Annotated in this window: 17 protein-coding genes; 9 read left to right on the top strand and 8 right to left on the bottom strand. The window is 69.9% G+C overall.

What is annotated here, in order from left to right; translation table 11 throughout:
* Nucleotides 1-358: 358 nt before the first annotated feature.
* Entirely contained in the window at nt 359-988 is a 630-nt protein-coding gene (locus FR742_RS17865; protein WP_148031995.1) for a hypothetical protein, read from the bottom strand.
* Nucleotides 989-1141: 153 nt separating this feature from the next.
* On the opposite strand from FR742_RS17865, the gene FR742_RS17870 reads away from it, so the two are divergent.
* Nucleotides 1142-1558, top strand: a complete 417-nt coding sequence (locus FR742_RS17870) for a hypothetical protein (RefSeq protein WP_148031996.1) — start codon at nt 1142-1144, stop codon at nt 1556-1558.
* Here the strand turns inward: FR742_RS17870 and FR742_RS46565 are convergent.
* Both FR742_RS46565 and FR742_RS17880 read right to left on the bottom strand, forming a co-directional pair.
* A complete protein-coding gene (locus tag FR742_RS46565; RefSeq protein ID WP_396989296.1) occupies nt 1521-1631 on the bottom strand; it encodes a hypothetical protein in 111 nt (36 codons plus the stop codon). The genes FR742_RS17870 and FR742_RS46565 overlap by 38 nt on opposite strands.
* Nucleotides 1632-1754: 123 nt before the next feature.
* Complete coding sequence (locus tag FR742_RS17880) at nt 1755-2213, bottom strand: VOC family protein (protein ID WP_148031997.1); 459 nt, start codon at nt 2211-2213, stop codon at nt 1755-1757.
* Between the two features lie 368 nt (nt 2214-2581).
* On the opposite strand from FR742_RS17880, the gene FR742_RS17885 reads away from it, so the two are divergent.
* A complete protein-coding gene (locus FR742_RS17885; RefSeq protein ID WP_148031998.1) occupies nt 2582-3040 on the top strand; it encodes a helix-turn-helix domain-containing protein in 459 nt (152 codons plus the stop codon).
* Between the two features lies 1 nt (nt 3041).
* Complete coding sequence (locus FR742_RS17890; RefSeq protein ID WP_261808592.1) at nt 3042-3509, top strand: putative toxin-antitoxin system toxin component, PIN family; 468 nt, start codon at nt 3042-3044, stop codon at nt 3507-3509.
* Between the two features lie 199 nt (nt 3510-3708).
* On the opposite strand, the gene FR742_RS17895 is transcribed toward FR742_RS17890, so the two are convergent.
* Together FR742_RS17895 and FR742_RS17900 are read right to left on the bottom strand one after the other, a co-directional pair.
* Complete coding sequence (locus FR742_RS17895; RefSeq protein ID WP_148031999.1) at nt 3709-4374, bottom strand: lytic polysaccharide monooxygenase; 666 nt, start codon at nt 4372-4374, stop codon at nt 3709-3711.
* Between the two features lie 180 nt (nt 4375-4554).
* On the bottom strand, nt 4555-4881 hold the full coding sequence (locus FR742_RS17900; protein ID WP_148032000.1) for a DUF6285 domain-containing protein: 327 nt from the start codon (nt 4879-4881) through the stop codon (nt 4555-4557).
* A gap of 46 nt (nt 4882-4927) precedes the next feature.
* Here FR742_RS17900 and FR742_RS17905 point away from each other — a divergent pair, with 46 nt between their 5' ends.
* The 6 genes from FR742_RS17905 to FR742_RS17930 all read left to right on the top strand — a co-directional run bounded on the left by FR742_RS17905 (nt 4928) and on the right by FR742_RS17930 (nt 10844).
* The gene (locus FR742_RS17905; RefSeq protein ID WP_148032001.1) at nt 4928-6109 is read left to right on the top strand and encodes an acyl-CoA dehydrogenase family protein; all 1182 of its coding nucleotides are present in this window, start codon (nt 4928-4930) and stop codon (nt 6107-6109) included.
* Complete coding sequence (locus FR742_RS17910; RefSeq protein WP_148032002.1) at nt 6106-7053, top strand: phosphotransferase family protein; 948 nt, start codon at nt 6106-6108, stop codon at nt 7051-7053. Before FR742_RS17905 ends, FR742_RS17910 begins: the two co-directional genes overlap by 4 nt.
* 27 nt (nt 7054-7080) lie before the next feature.
* Complete coding sequence (locus tag FR742_RS17915; protein WP_148032003.1) at nt 7081-7800, top strand: ABC transporter ATP-binding protein; 720 nt, start codon at nt 7081-7083, stop codon at nt 7798-7800.
* Entirely contained in the window at nt 7797-8618 is an 822-nt protein-coding gene (locus tag FR742_RS17920) for an ABC transporter permease (RefSeq protein WP_148032004.1), read from the top strand. The genes FR742_RS17915 and FR742_RS17920 overlap by 4 nt, the downstream gene beginning before the upstream one ends.
* Nucleotides 8619-8650: 32 nt before the next feature.
* The gene (locus FR742_RS17925; RefSeq protein WP_148032005.1) at nt 8651-9343 is read left to right on the top strand and encodes a bifunctional 2-polyprenyl-6-hydroxyphenol methylase/3-demethylubiquinol 3-O-methyltransferase UbiG; all 693 of its coding nucleotides are present in this window, start codon (nt 8651-8653) and stop codon (nt 9341-9343) included.
* Nucleotides 9344-9431: 88 nt separating this feature from the next.
* Nucleotides 9432-10844, top strand: a complete 1413-nt coding sequence (locus tag FR742_RS17930; RefSeq protein ID WP_148032006.1) for an NAD(P)/FAD-dependent oxidoreductase — start codon at nt 9432-9434, stop codon at nt 10842-10844.
* Here the strand turns inward: FR742_RS17930 and FR742_RS17935 are convergent.
* Genes FR742_RS17935 through FR742_RS17945 form a run of 3 tightly spaced genes read right to left on the bottom strand, consistent with a single transcriptional unit; the run spans nt 10832 to nt 14141 of the window.
* Entirely contained in the window at nt 10832-11485 is a 654-nt protein-coding gene (locus tag FR742_RS17935) for a TetR/AcrR family transcriptional regulator (protein WP_148032007.1), read from the bottom strand. The genes FR742_RS17930 and FR742_RS17935 overlap by 13 nt on opposite strands.
* Before the next feature lie 37 nt (nt 11486-11522).
* On the bottom strand, nt 11523-13286 hold the full coding sequence (locus FR742_RS17940; RefSeq protein WP_148032008.1) for a bifunctional sugar phosphate isomerase/epimerase/4-hydroxyphenylpyruvate dioxygenase family protein: 1764 nt from the start codon (nt 13284-13286) through the stop codon (nt 11523-11525).
* A gap of 12 nt (nt 13287-13298) precedes the next feature.
* The gene (locus FR742_RS17945; protein ID WP_261808593.1) at nt 13299-14141 is read right to left on the bottom strand and encodes a shikimate dehydrogenase; all 843 of its coding nucleotides are present in this window, start codon (nt 14139-14141) and stop codon (nt 13299-13301) included.
* Nucleotides 14142-14297: the final 156 nt, after the last annotated feature.

Below are 14297 nucleotides of genomic sequence, written 5' to 3' on the forward strand. Positions count from 1 at the left end.
GGACGCCGCCAACGAATCGAACCCCTCACCGCCGCGATCCTCGTGAGGTCTGTCCACTCTGCGGACCCGCAACAGTCGACGGCCGCCACCGCTAGGACGAATACTTACGCCCCAGTTCCATAAAGTGCATCGTGGATGGCGTGGTGCAACTCTCTCATCGCGCTTCGCTCGACTCCGGTTCTTGTCTGAAACTCCCAGTCTTCCAACTCCTGATCTGCTTCACGCAGACCCGCGATGATTGTGCGCATCTCTTTGACAGAGAGTTCGAGGACGATCGCATCGGAGCTACGGGACATTATCTGCATTCGGAGATCTCCCTCAAGGTGTTGTCATAGACGATCGGGATATGCTCTGCCCATCAGCCAGGAAGGCGCCAATTGCAGATGCCCTCGATGCATAGCTCGGTGGTCGTCTCACCAGGGTCCGGCGCCTTGATGGAGACATTGCCACCCCACCGGCTGTAGCGGGTGTCGACGTGGAGGGTTCTGCCTACCAGTTCGTCCAGGCCGTCGGCAAATGTGAACGTGCTCCGCACCCTGCTGATCACGTTCATGGAGTTCAGAGTGATGGTGTAGGACAGCCTCGTGCCCGAATCCCAGCCGGCGTGCGTCGAGTGCTGCGCCCAGCGGGAAACCCACTCAAGCTCCTTGAAGGTGATTACGCCTGTGATGGTGTCTCCACTTCGCTTCCCGTTCTTCAGCAGAGCGTTCAGGGTCGCGGGCTCAGCCGGGTTGACGAGCTGCTCGTCATAACCAAGTAACTCTGTGTGCCAGAGGTGCGACTGGTGAGAACCCTCCCACCAGACGTTGCCCTTCTTCAGCCACTTTCCGACGAGGCCCCCGGAACGGTAGCTGGTGCCGCCGACGTCGTGGTTGAAGCCGATAGCACGTTCACGACCGTGCTCACCCTCCGTGGTGGTGACGTCAAGGGCCCTGACGCCGCCTTCCGCATTGAACTCGAAGACCCCGTACGCCGACGCTCCACCCATTCACCGGCGACACCCGACAGAGTGGTCACCTCGGTGAAGTGCACGCCACGTCCCGGCGCCAGAAGAGCATCAAGCGCCCGTACGGGGTCCTCGGTCACTGCCTGAGGGGAATCACCGCCCGCCAGCAGGGCACCACAGGCCACCAAAGTCGCGATGATCCTCTTCATCAACGTGATGATGGCCCTGCTCGGATCACATCCAGAGCACGGACAGGATGAGATCACCGAAAGATTCCCGCGACTCCTAACGGTGCGATCACATGTGGCGGTCTCGATCCCGTTCGATCCCGCGCTGGATCCCATGGACCACGAGGGCTGCCCCTCCTACCAGGATTCCCACGGCACCGAGGATGCCGCCGATTCGGACCACGTCAAGATCAGGACTCGCCTTCAGAGCAAGCGAAACAGCGGCGAGGACGAGAGCTACGCCTATGAGGACAAGGGGCGTCCAGTTCACCTTCACGAGATCCATCCTCTGCCATCTTCTTCAATACCATCTGGACGGCATCAGGTGCTGACCCCAGCCCGCCCACTCATCTCACGGACCCCGTATCGAAACAACGGAACGTGAGGCCGATGCGGCGCCCGGCGGAAGTGGTGCGGGGGACACCGTGGGTCCAGGTGCGCTGAGTCGTCTGTGTCATCAGGAGCAATGATCCATGCTCAAGGGTGATCCTCCAAGTGGTTCTACGGCGCCTGATCCAGGCACGTAGACGGCCCGGCCGCCCGCGTGGCAGCCGGGCGGTCACTGTGGACAGAACAACGGGTCAGGTCCCCGTGCCGAATCCGTCGAGAGCTTCACGCTCCTCCAGGCTCTGCAGCTCCTGGAAGACGGTGATGTGCATGCCACCCGGCGCATCTAGACGAGCGTTGAGCGATTGCCAGGGCGTGACGGTAGGCGGTGCGACCTCATCCGCTCCACCCGACGTCAGGCGGTCGACGGTCTCCCGCGTGTCCTCCACCTCGAACGCGACCCGGAACTTGGGCGCCACCTGCCTCCCCACCTCCACGTCGTCGATCATCCGCTTCTGCGCCGGATTGGCGATCTCCAGCGTCGCCCGGCCCGCCTCCAGGATCACCACCTCAGCTCCGTCGCCCCCGGAGAAGGCGGCCTGCTCCGGCAAACCCAGCACGTCCCGATAGAAAGCGACGGCCGCTTCGTAATCCTCCGCCTCCACCACGAGCCGCAACTGCCTGACAGCACCCGGCTTCCGCTCAGCTGACATCGTCATCCCTTCTCGGAAATCTTCGGGGTGGCCCACCGTTAGCCCTCGCATGTGCCTGGATGTTCGTCCTCTCTAGTCAAGATTCTGGCAGAAAGGGGCCTGCCAGCCTGCCACTCGCAATCGCTCGAAATCATTGAGCGAACCGGGGTCTGCTCGATCAGGGTGCCCCCTGTCAGCGAGCGATCCCACAGCCACATCGCTTCGGCGGCGGGGGCTGGTGACGAACCGGCCACCGTGCGGCCACTCGCCCCACTGCACGTCCACACCGGACAGCAGGTCGCGAGCAGTCTCCAGCCCTGCCTCGCACGCCCCCTGTTGCGTTTGTTTCGATTATTGCGCATAATGCGACTGTGGGGAAGGAGCCAGTCATGGCAGGCATCCAGGTCAAGCGCTCGATCGAGCCCGGGTCGATGGACGCGCAGGTCGCAGCCCGAGCCGTCAGGCGGATCAAGGACTATCTGATGAGACATCCCGAGAAGGAGGTCATCCCGGTTTCCGGGGAGGTCGGCAACGAGGAAGCATTGATTCTTCCGCGTGACGCCGTGAGCCTGCTGGCGTACATACTGGCTCAGGCCGCGGAGGGTCGGGGTGTGTCGGTTGTTCCGTCCCACGCCGAGCTCACCACCCAGCAGGCGGCGGACATGCTGAACGTGTCCCGGCCGTACCTGATCGGCTTGCTGGAGGATGGTGCGATCCCTTACCGGATGGTGGGGAAGCACCGTCGCATCACCGTTGAGGATCTCATGGCGTACAAACGGCGTGATGATCTGAAGCGGCGGTCCGCCGCCGACGACCTCGCCGCTCTCGGCCAGGAGCTGGGGATCTGACGTGGCCTTCGTCGTGGTCTACGACGCCAACGTCCTCTATGGCAACACTCTCCGGGATCTCCTCATCCGCATCGCCCAGGCCGACATCGTGCAAGCCAAGTGGACGAACCAAATTCTGGACGAGACGCTTCGCAACCTGGCGGCCGATCGCCCGGACATTCCGGCGGACAAGCTCTCGAGATTGCGTGACCTCATGAACGCCGCAGTCCGAAACTGCCTGGTTGAGGGATACGAGCCGTTGATGGAAGGACTGAAGCTGCCCGATCCGGATGACAGGCATGTACTCGCAGCCGCGATCAAGGCGGGCGCCCGGGTCATCGTCACCTCCAATCTCAAGGACTTCCCAGCGGAGGAACTAACCACCTGGAATTTGGAGCTCAGTCGCCGGACGACTTCATCCTCGATCAGATCGAACTCGACGACCGGATCGTGTGGGCCTGTGTCCAACAGATCGTGGACTCCCGGGTGAACCCGCCGGAGACAATCGAGGACGTGCTCTACGCAGTGGAGAGGGCCAGCTTGGTGGAGTCGGTCGCCGCACTACGTAGCGGCCGGTTCGGCGCATGACGCTCTTCTCGCGATGAACACGAACTCCCCTTTGTCCGCCTGCTGCGCGCGAGCGGCCACGCGTCCATGCGCGGCCGCTCACGAAGCGGAAGGGGAAAGGGTCAGGTGAAGTTGACGTCGCTGCAGAAGTAGTACGTCTGGTCCATGTGGGACGCCTTCCAGATCGTGTAGATCACGTGGCGGCCGGTGCGCGAGCCCTTGGTCAGGCTGGTGATCAGGTAGTTCTCGGCGGGCGCGTACCGGGGAGTCTCGCGGACGAGTTCCAGGTGGTTCCAGCCGAGCGGGGTCGTGGTGGCGTCGTAGCCCTGGCGGGTGATGTAGACCCTGATGTAGTCGGCGCCGTGGCGGGCCTGGTCGTACAGTCGCATGCTGAACGAGCTGCCGACGTTCGTCATGGTCCAGGCGCCGGGGGTGTCCATGGAGCGGTAGCGGCCGTCCTGGGTCCGGCCGGCGCTGCAGAGCTGGCCGTTGGGGACGGCGGCCTGGTGGTTGCCGCCGACGTTGTCGCGGTAGAGGCCGTTCCAGTTCCACATCGCGTTGGTGTTGTCCTGCCAGGCCTGCCAGCACATCGGGTCCTGCTGCTGCATGGCGGGGTTCTGGAAGTCGCTGCCCCAGCGCAGCCAGCAGCCGTAGTTGCGGGAGGCGGGGTCGACGATCGAGCCGTGCGCCGAGGCGGTGCCGGTCAGGGGCATGGCGAGGAGGGTCACCGTGGCGGCGAGCAGCGCGAGGATGCGCCGCGCCCGGCGGCGGGGTCCGGCGTGGGACATAGTGCGGTCTCCGTGTTCCGGTAGGGGGCCGGTGGTGGGAGCGCTCCGTCCGGTGACGGTATCTGACCGCGGAAGGCCACGCCAATGACGGCGGGATGTCAAGGGCCGAAGTGGACGAACCTACCAGGGGATGAGCTGGGGAAAGGGCTTTCCGAAGCGGGCTCGTACGGGCTGAAAATTTCAGCCGTAGTCAGGGTTGGCGACGGCGAGTTTGGCGCGTACGGCCTCCTTCAGGAAGGGCGCCAGCATGGGGTTGTCGTCGAGGCGGCCCTCGCGGATCGCGGCGGCGAGCTCGGCGTCGGAGGCGACGCCGAGGGCCGCCAGGCGGGTCTCGTGGTCGAGGGCCTGGGACGGGCCGAGCTCGATCTCGCGTTCGACCATGGCGAGCACGTTGATGGCGACCCTGGTGTGGAAGCGGACCCGGCCCTCGGCCGCCGGGAGCACGTCCGTTTCGAGGAACTCACGGACCGCGGCGACCAGCTGGGCAGATGTCGGGGCGTCGTGCATGCTGTTCTCCGTTGACCGGACAGTCGTTTTCGGTTGAGATCCTTGCATGAGTTTCGCCGTGCCTGACAGGGTCCGCCCGCTGCGGGATGCCGTGTACGCGTTCATGACCGAGCGGGTGGAGCCCGCGGAGCGCGCCATCGAGGAAGGCGGCCGGGAGGCGCTCCGCGAGCTGCAGGAGGAGGCCAAGAAGGAAGGGCTCTGGGCGCTCGGGCACCCGAAGGAGCTGGGCGGCGGCGGGCTGCCGTTCCTCGACTACGTGTACGTGAACGAGGTGCAGGGGCGCAGTGAGTACGGGCAGCTCGCGCTCGGCACGTACACCTTGCAGGACTCGCTCATGCTGTACGAGCACGGGACCGCCGAGCAGCGGGAGCGCTATCTGGCTCCGCTGGTGCGGGCCGAGATCTCGCCGAGCTTCGCGATGACCGAGCCGGCGGTGTCGAGCAGCGACCCGACGCAGATCGCGACGCGGGCGGTGCTCGACGGCGACGAGTGGGTGGTCAGCGGGCACAAGTGGTTCACCACGGGCGCGTCGCAGGCGGCGTACACGACCGTGATGTGCCGGACCGAGGAGGACGCGCCGCCGCACCTGGCGTTCTCGATGATCCTGGTGCCGACGGACACGCCCGGTTACACGATCGTGCGGGAGACGCCGGTGCTCGGGCTGAACGGGTCGCACTGCGAGGTGCGGTACGAGGACGTGCGGGTGCCGGCGGCCAACCTGCTGGGGCCGCGCGGGCACGGGTTCGTGATCGCGCAGAAGCGGCTCGGGCCGGGGCGGATCTTCCACTGCATGCGGTGGCTGGGGCAGGCGCAGCGGGCGTTCGACCTGATGTGCCGCCGCTTGCACGAGCGGACGGCGTTCGGCGAGCCGCTGGCGAAGAAGCAGCTGATGCGGCAGCACGTGTTCGACTCGTACGCGGAGATCCAGGCGGCGCGGCTGCTGACGCTGCAGGCGGCGGAGGCGGTCGACGCCGGGGGCGGCGCGCGGGTGGAGATCGGCGCGATCAAGGTGGTCGGGGCGCGGATGCTGCACAACGTGATCGACCGGGCGATCCAGGTGCACGGGGCGGCGGGGCTGACTCCGGACACGCCGCTGGACCGGATGTACCGGCACGCGCGGGCCGGGCGGATCTACGACGGGCCGGACGAGGTGCACATCGACTCGGTGGGGCGGCGGATACTCGGCGAGTACGCGGGCGGCGGCAACTGGGAGTTCGGGCTCCGGTGACCGACGTCGACGCGGTGGTGCGGGAGGCCTTCGGTGGCGGGGCCTCGGTCGAGGGGCGGGTGCGGCTGCCGGGCGGGGCGTCGCGGGAGACGTGGGCGCTGGACGTGGTCACGCCTGACGGGGTACGTCATCCGCTGATCCTGCGGTCGGGGGCCGAGGGCGGGCTGGGCGCCGGGCTGGCGGCCGAGGCGGGGCTGATGCGGGCCGCGCGGGAGGCCGGGGTGCCGGTGCCCGGCGTGGTGGCGGCGGCTGACGCGTACGTGCTCATGGAGCGGATCGAGGGTGAGACGATCCCGCGGCGGATCCTGCGGGACGACGCCTTCCGCGAGGCGCGGCCGCGGCTGGCCGCGCAGTGCGGTGAGGCGCTGGCGGCGATCCATCGGATGCCGCTGTCCGCGCTCCCCCGGGCCGATGACGGAAGCGACGATCCGCTGGAGCAGTGGCGGGCGGCGCTGGATGCGGCCGGGGAGCCGCATCCGGTCTTCGAGCTCGCCCTGCGGCGCCTGGCGGCGGCGCGGCCGGTGAGCGGCCGGCGGACCGTGGTGCACGGCGACTTCCGCAACGGCAACCTGATCGTCGGGCCCGAGGGCGTCAGGGCGGTGCTCGACTGGGAGCTGGCGCACGCCGGCGACCCGCTGGAGGACCTGGGCTGGCTGTGCGTCAAGGCGTGGCGGTTCGGGTCGCCGCTGCCGGTGGGCGGTTTCGGGTCCTACGACGACCTCGTGACCTCGTACGAGAAGGCGTCGGGACACCCGGTGGACCGGGAGGCGCTGCGCTGGTGGGAGACGTTCGGGGTGCTCAAGTGGGGCGTCATCTGCGTCGTGCAGGCCCGGCGGCACCTCACCGGCGAGTCGCGGTCGGTGGAACTGGCGGCGATCGGGCGGCGGGTGTGCGAGAACGAGTGGGACCTGCTGGCCATGCTGGAGGAAAACCCGTTGCGATGACTCACGCCGGGGCAGCACGCTGAAGCGGTGGCCATCCTCGAGGCGATCAAGCTGGTCAAGCGGTTCGGCCCGGTCACCGCGGTCGACGAGGTGAGTTTCGGCGTAGGCCAGGGCGAGGTCGTGGGGCTGCTGGGCCTCAACGGGGCGGGCAAGTCGACGACGCTCCACATGCTGCTCGGGCTGATCACTCCCGACGCGGGCCAGGTGCGGGTCTTCGGGATGGATCTGGCGCGGCACCGCGTCGAGGTGCTCAGCCAGGTCAACTTCGCCGCCAGCTACGTGGACCTCCCGGGGCCGCTGCTGGTGCACGAGGTGCTGGACGCGTTCGCCCGCCTCTACGCGGTGCGGCGGCCGAAGGCGCGGGTGGCGGAGATGATCGAGCTGCTGGAGCTGGGGCCGCTGCGCGGGCGGCGGATGATGGACCTGTCGTCCGGCCAGCGCACCCGGGTGCAGCTGGCCAAGGCGCTGCTGAACGCGCCCCGGCTGCTGGTGCTCGACGAGCCGACGGCCAACCTCGACCCCGACGCGGGCGACCGCATCCGCGGCCTGCTGTCGCGGGTGGCCAGGGAGAACGGCAGCGCGATGCTGATCACCTCGCACAACATGCGCGAGGTGGAGCGGATGTGCGACCGCATCTGCTTCATGGCGGCCGGGCGGATCGTCGCCGCGGGGACGGCCGCGGAGCTGGCCGGTCATTACGGGGCCGTGGACCTGGAAGAGGTGTTCCTGAAGGTGGCGCGCGGATGACGACTCTGACGCTGCCCCCGCTCGGGGCGGCCGCCCGGCGGCAGCGGATCCTCGGCGTGGTGCGGCGCGACTTCGCGGCGTTGCGGCGCAGCCCGATCAGGATGTTCGAGATCCTGTTCTGGCCGACGGTCGAGCTGGTGCTGTGGGGATTCGTGACGCTTTTCCTGCAGTCGCAGCGGGTGCCGTTCGTGGTCACGTTCCTGCTCGGCGCGGTGCTGCTGTGGCAGGTGCTGCAGAAGGCCAGCAACGAGATCTCCATCGCCTTCCTGGAGGACATCTGGTCCAGGAACCTGCTGAACGTCCAGGTCAGCCCGTTGTCCAGCGTGGAGTACGTGACCGGGCTGATGCTGTTCGCGCTGGGCAAGGTGGCGGTCGCGGTCATGGTCATGGCGGGGCTGGCGTACGCGCTGTACGGGTTCGGGGTGATGACCCTGGGCGTGGGGCTGGTGCCGTTCATGGGGGTGCTGCTGGTGTTCGGCTGGTCGCTCGGGCTGGTCGGCATCTCGGCGGTGCTCAGGTTCGGCGAGAACGCGCAGGTGATCGCCTGGTCGCTGGTGTTCGTGGTGCAGCCGCTCGCGGGGATCTTCTACCCGGTCTCGGTACTGCCGGAGCCGCTGCGGGTGGTGGCCTGGTTCACGCCCGCGTCCCACGTGTTCGAGGGGATGCGCACGGTCATGGCGGGCGGCGCGGTGCCGTGGGACCGGATGGCGTGGGCGGCGGGGCTGAACGTGGTCTACGTGGCGGCGACGCTGGCGCTGTTCGGGTGGGCGCTGCGGTATGCCCGGCGGCACGGGAAATTGTCCCGGTTCGGCGACTGACGGCGCGCCCTTCCGGGATTAGTGTCGAACGCATGAAGATCACTCCGAACAGCGGAACCGGGTCCGGGGCCATCACCCCCGACGGTTCCTCCGTCGAGGTCTACAAGAGGATCAAGCCGCGCGAGGAGCCGGACGTCGTGGCCGGCCAGGTGCCGGTCGGCGGGTCGGTGCTCGACCTGGGGGCGGGCGTGGGGCGGGTGACGCACGCCCTGATCGAACGCGGCTACGAGGTGGTCGCGGTCGACGAGTCGGCCGAGATGCTGGCCGAGGTGCGCGGCGCGGAGACCGTGTGCACCCGTATCCAGGACCTGCGGCTGGGGCGGCGCTTCGACGGGGTGCTGATGGCCTCGAACCTCGTGCACACCGCCGACGAGGAGGGACGGCACGGCCTGCTGGAGGCGTGCGCGCGGCACGTGGCCGGGGACGGGGCGGTGCTGATCCAGTGGACGCCGCCGGAGCGGCACGACGCCTGGGAGGTCGGCCGCGGCCGCACCGAGGGCGACATGCGGATCGAGATGTCGGCGCTGGAGGAGGTCGCTCCCGGCGTGGTCAACGCCACCATGCGGTCCGTGTGCGGGGAGCACGAGTGGACGCAGTCGTTCACCTCGCGGCGGCTGTCGGACGACCAGCTGGCGGCCGCCCTTGAGGCGGCGGGGCTGCGGCTGGACCGGTTCCTGACCGACGACAGAACCTGGGTGAAGGCGGTGCCCTCGACCGGTTCGTGACCGGTTCCGCCGCTCGGTGAGGGCTCTGGAGCGGGCGCTGATCGACTGGCAGACTGCCCCCAGGGGAAACGCCATCCGGGAGGTAACCGTGTCCGACGAGTTCGACGTCATCGTGATCGGAGCAGGCCCGGCCGGTGAGAACGTCGCCCAGCGGGCGGTGCGCGGCGGGCTGTCGGCCGCGGTCGTGGAGGAGCGGCTGGCGGGCGGCGAGTGTTCCTACTGGGCGTGCATCCCGAGCAAGGCGCTGCTGCGCCCGGTCGAGCTGGCCGCCGACGTGTCCCGGGTCCCGGGCCTGGAGGTGGGGCCGATCGACACGCGGGCGGTGCTGGCCCGCCGCGACGAGGCGGTCAGCCGCTACGACGACGCCGGCCAGGTGGGGTGGATCGAGAGCGTGCCCGCCACGTTCGTGCGCGGGCGCGGCAGGCTCGACGGCCCGCGGCGGGTGGTCGTCGACACCCCGGACGGCGGCGAGCGGGTGCTGATCGCCCGCCACGCCGTGGTGCTGGCGACCGGCAGCGTCGCCTCGGTGCCGCCGGTGCCGGGGCTGAGGGAGGCGGAGCCGTGGACCAGCCACGAGGTGACCGCCGCCTCCTCGGTGCCCGACCGGCTCGCGGTGATCGGCGGCGGCGTGGTCGGCTGCGAGATGGCGCAGGCCATGCACGGGCTGGGCGCCAGGCAGACGACGATGCTGGTGCGCGGCGGAGGGCTGCTGGAGCGGATGGAGCCGTTCGCGGGTGAGCTGCTGGCCGAGTCGTTCGCGGCCGCCGGGATCGATGTGCGGCCGCACACCTCGGCGGAGCGGGTGGAGCGGCCGGAGCCGGGCGGCAAGGTGACCGTCCACCTGCCGGAGGGCCCGCCGATCGAGGCCGACGAGGTGCTGGTCGCGACCGGCCGCAGACCCGCCACCAAGGGGCTGGGGCTGGAGAGCGTCGGGCTGCCGGCGGACCGGCCGGTCGAGGTGGACGACAGCCTGCGCGCCACCGGCGTGGACGGCGGCTGGCTGTACGCGGTGGGCGACGTCAACGGGCGCAACCTGCTCACCCACATGGGCAAGTACCAGGCGCGGGCGTGCGGTGACGTCATCGCGGCCCGGGCCAGGGGCGAGGCCGGCGACCTGCCGGGGATGCGCGCGGTCGCCGACGGGTTCGGGCCGCCGCAGGTGGTGTTCACCGACCCGCAGATCTGCTCGGTCGGGCGCACCGAGGCGGCCGCCCGCGAGGCCGGGTTCCGGGTGCGGGCGGTCGAGTACGACCTCGCGGACGTGTCCGGCGCCTACCTGCTCGGCGAGGGCTACCGCGGCCGGGCCAAGGCGGTGGTGGACGAGGACCGCAAGGTGCTGCTGGGTGTCACGTTCGCCGGGCCGGGCACGGCCGAGCTGCTGCACTCGGCGACCGTCGCGGTGACCGGCGAGGTGCCGCTGGAGCGGCTCTGGCACGCCGTGCCGTCGTTCCCGACGGTGAGCGAGGTGTGGCTGCGGCTGCTGGAGGCCTACGGTTTGTGACCGCCGCGCAGGTAGGCGACGGTCATCTCGCCCACCATGCGGCGCAGCCGGTCGCGGTGTTCGGGCGCGGCCATGTCGCGCCCGAACAGCGCGCCGAACGTGTGCTGGTTGGCCACCCGGAAGAAGCAGAACGCGCTGATCATCATGTGCACGTCGACGGCGTCGGCCTCGGTGTCGAAGTCGCCGCTGGCCCGGCCCGCCTCCAGGATGCGCTCGATGACGCCGAGCACGGGCGTGCCGAGGTTGGCCAGGGCCTGCGACTTGCGTATGTGCTCGGCCCCGTGGATGTTCTCGATCGCGACGAGCTTGATGAAGTCGCGGTGGGCCTCGTGGTGGTCGAAGGTCAGCTGCGCGAGCGTGCGGATCGCCTCGACCGGCGCCAGGTGCTCCACGTCGAGGTCGCGCTCGGCGGCGCGGACCTCGGAGTAGGCCTTCTCCAGGACGGCGATGTAGAGCTTCTCCTTGCTGCCGAAGTAGTAGTAGATCATGCGCTTGGTGGTGCGCATCAGCTCGGCGATCTCGTCGACCCGCGCCCCCGCGTAGCCGCGCCTGGCGAACTCCCGCTGGGCGACCTCGAGGATCTCCGCCCTGGTGCGGTCGGCGTCGCGCCGTCGCTCACCGGTGGCTGGCTGCGAGGTCATGTGACTCCACGGGACGGCGGGGACGATACGCCTCATCCTATGACCGCTCGGCGTGCTGCACGGCCAGCCGGACGGCCGCGTTGGCGGCGCCGTACCCGTCGTAGCCGCCGATCCGCTGCACCAGCTCGAAGAACACCCGGCCCGCCGTCACCGTGTACAGGTGCAGGAACTCGCCCTCCTCGTCCCTGTCGTACAGCAGCCCCAGCTCCCTGATCTCCGGGTCCGTCCCGTACCTGGCCTCCAGGTTGTCGTAGTAGTTGGCCGGGATGGGCAGCAGCAGGCCGGGATGGTCCGCGCGCAGCCGCCGGGCGAGCGCCCGCAGGTCGCGGACGGCGAACGCGACGTGCTGCCGGGACGCCTGGCGGGCGACCGTCCTGGCGATGTTGACGACCAGGCGGGTGCCGCCGCCGGCCATGGCGCGGCTGCGCAGCAGGCCGTACGGGTCGGCGACCTCCAGGCTCTCCTGGGGGCGCAGCCCGAGCACGCCGCAGTAGAACAGCGACGCCTCGTCGAAGTGCTGCCAGGGCTGGGTGAGCGCGACGTGGTCGATCCCGGTCACGTCCCCTTCCGGTACGGGCTCCGTACGGGGGAAGTCGGCCGTCCAGTCGGGGTGGTCGGCGTGGCCGGTGCGGCAGAAGAACAGCGCGGTCCCGTCGGGGGCGGCGATGGCGTCCAGCGGCGCGTCGCGGGGCGCGCGCTCGCGCGGCAGCACCGGCGCGAGCAGTTTCCCGGCCCGTTTCACCGAAGCGGCCGGGTCGGGCGTCTCCAGCCCGATCGCCACCAGCGCCGGCTGCTCGTCGGCCGATTCCGCTGGGGCCGCGTTGAGGAGGACGCGGGCGCCGCCCTGCTCCCAGAGCTCGACCGGTTTCGTCCGATGCGTGCCGGTACGGGCGAAGCCGAGGGCCGACAGGATCCCGGGGAGCTCGGCGGAGCCCCCGGTGGCCAGCTCGGCGAAGGCGAACCCGGACGGCACCACCGGCGGCACCCCGTCCGGCGTCAGCGCCTCCTCCAGCGCGATCAGCGACCGCATCGCGTCCAGCGCGGTCCGGCGGGCGTCGGACTGGCGGAAGACGTCGTTGAACACCTCCAGCGACAGCGGTCCCGCGTACCCGGTGGCCAGCACGTGCCGTACCAGGCCCGTCACGTCGAAGCCGCCCTGGCCGGGGAAGCAGCGGTAGTGGCGGCTCCACTGCAGCACGTCCATGGCCAGCCGGGGCGCGTCGGCGAGCTGCAGGAAGAACACCTTCTCCCCCGGGATCGCCTCGATGCCGATGGGGTCGGAGCCGCGCGACAGGATGTGGAAGCTGTCCAGGCAGACGCCGAGCGCGGGATGGTCGGCCGTCCGCACGATCCGCCAGGCGTGCAGATACTCGCTGACGTGCCGTCCCCAGGCGAGCGCCTCGTAGGCGACCCGGATGCCGTGCCCGGCGGCTCGCTCGGCGAGCAGGCGGAGCTGGGCGGCGGCCAGCTCGTCGTCGGGCAGGGCGTCCGGGGAGACGTTCGAGCAGACCAGCAGCGTGTCCGCGCCGAGCCGGTTCATCAGCTCGAACGTGTACTCGGCGCGGCGCAGGTTGCCCTTGAGCACGTCGTCGGGCACCGCCTCGAAGTCGCGCAGCGGCTGGTACATGTCGATGCCCAGCCCCAGGTCGTCCGCCCGCAGGCGGATCTCCTCGGGCGGCAGCGGGCAGGCGACGAGGTCGTTCTCGAACACCTCCACCCCGTCGAAGCCGGCCGCGGCGATCGCCTCCAGCTTCTCGGTCAGCGTGCCGCTCAGCGACACGGTCGCGATGGACTTGCGCATGGCGTCCTCCTGTCAGGCGGTGACGAGTTCGGTCAGGTGGGCGAGCATCCGCTCCGCGTCCGGTTTCCTGCCCGTGAACAGGTGGAAGGCGTGGGCCGCCTGGAAGACGACCATGCCGCCGCCGTCGAGGGTGCGGCAGCCCAGGGCTCGGGCCTGGCGCAGCAGCTCGGTCTCCAGCGGCCGGTAGACGATGTCGGCCACCCACAGGTCCGGGCGGAGCAGGGCGGCGGGCAGCGGCAGGCCGGGGTGCCCCGCCATGCCGGTGGGGGTGGCGTGCACCAGCCCGTCGGCGTCCGGCAGCAGGTCCGGCAGGTCGTCCGGGGCCGCCGGGCGCGCCCGGCCCGCGCCGAACCGCTCGGCCAGCTCCCCCGCCAGCGCCCGGGCCCGGCCGGGCTCGGCGTCCACCACCGTCAGCTCGCCCGCGCCCAGCGTGAGCAGCGCGTGCGCGACCGCCGCCCCGGCGCCGCCCGCGCCGAGCTGCGTCACCCGGCGGGTGGGCGCGCCGGGCAGGTCGCGGGCGAACGACTCGGCGAAGCCGGTCCAGTCGGTGTTGTGCCCGACCGCGCGCTCGCCGTCGAACACCACCGTGTTGACCGCGCCCAGCGTGGCCGCGTCCGCCGACAGCTCGTCCAGGTGCGGGAGCACGGCCCGCTTGCAGGGGTGGGTGATGTTCAGCCCGTCGAAGCCGAACCGCCGCGCGGCGCGGACCAGCTCCCCCACCTCGGCGGCGTCGGCCGTCTCGATCAGGCGGTAGACGTACGGGATGCCGAGCCGGACCGCCTCCCGCTCGTGCAGGGCGGGGCTGAGTGACGGCCCGATGCCGGAGCCGATGAGCCCGATCAGGTAGGAGGTCATGCTCACCCTCATGAGTTATGTACGAACTAGTGAGTTAGTCATAACATCTCCGGAGTCGTCCCGTGAAGAGACTCTTGACATGAGATCGCGGCCACAGGAGCATGGCGAGCAATTAACTATCTAGTTCGTAACAAGTGCGGGGCCCGGACGGGGGCA

Source organism: Nonomuraea sp. C10, assembly GCF_008017515.1.
Taxonomy (GTDB): Bacteria; Actinomycetota; Actinomycetes; order Streptosporangiales; family Streptosporangiaceae; genus Nonomuraea; species Nonomuraea ferruginea.

Coding starts and splice junctions, on each gene's coding strand:
- FR742_RS17945 (WP_261808593.1), bottom strand. CDS start 14,141: ATGACCTCCTACCTGATCGGGCTCATCGGCTCCGGCATCGGGCCGTCA.
- FR742_RS17905 (WP_148032001.1), top strand. CDS start 4,928: ATGAGTTTCGCCGTGCCTGACAGGGTCCGCCCGCTGCGGGATGCCGTG.
- FR742_RS17885 (WP_148031998.1), top strand. CDS start 2,582: ATGGCAGGCATCCAGGTCAAGCGCTCGATCGAGCCCGGGTCGATGGAC.
- FR742_RS17880 (WP_148031997.1), bottom strand. CDS start 2,213: ATGTCAGCTGAGCGGAAGCCGGGTGCTGTCAGGCAGTTGCGGCTCGTG.
- FR742_RS17865 (WP_148031995.1), bottom strand. CDS start 988: ATGGGTGGAGCGTCGGCGTACGGGGTCTTCGAGTTCAATGCGGAAGGC.
- FR742_RS17935 (WP_148032007.1), bottom strand. CDS start 11,485: ATGACCTCGCAGCCAGCCACCGGTGAGCGACGGCGCGACGCCGACCGC.
- FR742_RS17895 (WP_148031999.1), bottom strand. CDS start 4,374: ATGTCCCACGCCGGACCCCGCCGCCGGGCGCGGCGCATCCTCGCGCTG.
- FR742_RS17940 (WP_148032008.1), bottom strand. CDS start 13,286: ATGCGCAAGTCCATCGCGACCGTGTCGCTGAGCGGCACGCTGACCGAG.
- FR742_RS17920 (WP_148032004.1), top strand. CDS start 7,797: ATGACGACTCTGACGCTGCCCCCGCTCGGGGCGGCCGCCCGGCGGCAG.
- FR742_RS17900 (WP_148032000.1), bottom strand. CDS start 4,881: ATGCACGACGCCCCGACATCTGCCCAGCTGGTCGCCGCGGTCCGTGAG.
- FR742_RS17870 (WP_148031996.1), top strand. CDS start 1,142: ATGATCCTCTTCATCAACGTGATGATGGCCCTGCTCGGATCACATCCA.
- FR742_RS46565 (WP_396989296.1), bottom strand. CDS start 1,631: ATGACACAGACGACTCAGCGCACCTGGACCCACGGTGTCCCCCGCACC.
- FR742_RS17925 (WP_148032005.1), top strand. CDS start 8,651: ATGAAGATCACTCCGAACAGCGGAACCGGGTCCGGGGCCATCACCCCC.